Annotated in this window: 1 protein-coding gene; it reads right to left on the bottom strand. The window is 73.1% G+C overall.

Annotated features, from left to right (window positions below):
* Positions 1–583, bottom strand: a 583-nt coding sequence (locus tag FB586_RS19570) for a hypothetical protein (protein WP_168800621.1), incomplete at both ends; no start/stop codon positions are given.

The following is a 583-nucleotide window of genomic DNA, read 5'->3' as shown; positions in this document are numbered from 1 at the left end:
GCACGAGCCATGTCGTCCGCACGAGCGCGAGGACCGTCAAGGACGCGGCCCCGGCGACCAGCAGCACGGCGTGGCCGCGGTCGTCGCGCGCATCGGCGAAGAGCGTCAGCACCGGAGGGACCAGCAGGGGCACGATGGCAAATCCTGTCTGCACCACCCGGCGCTCCGACGGCGCAGGACCGTGGTCGGCGACCGGTGCCGCATCGCGCCAGGTGCTGCGTGCCAGCAGCACCGGCGCGAGCATCCAGGCGGCATCCATGGCCCACGTGGAGTCTCCGCTTCCCGAGATGAGGAAGGCGATGTCCGCGGCGAGCCACAGCCCGACCCCGATCGGGAACGACACCGACAGGTAGGCCCGCGCACCGGGGCTCATCAGCGCCCGCGCCACGAGGCCGAGCAGGACGGCGTCCGCCACCGGGTAGGCCGCCCAGACGACCCGGACCGCGGCGGGGACCTCCTGGTCCGCCACGATCGGGTGGATCGCGACGTTCCAGGTCACCAGCACGCTCACCACCACCAGCGTGAGGGTGTCGAGTGCCAGCACGCGCCCCTCGCGGCCCACCTCGACCTGCCGCAGCACGAG

Source organism: Cellulomonas telluris (assembly GCF_004886325.1).
Classification (GTDB): domain Bacteria; phylum Actinomycetota; class Actinomycetes; order Actinomycetales; family Cellulomonadaceae; genus Cellulomonas; species Cellulomonas telluris.
This window is presented reverse-complemented; position numbering and strand designations above follow the sequence as displayed.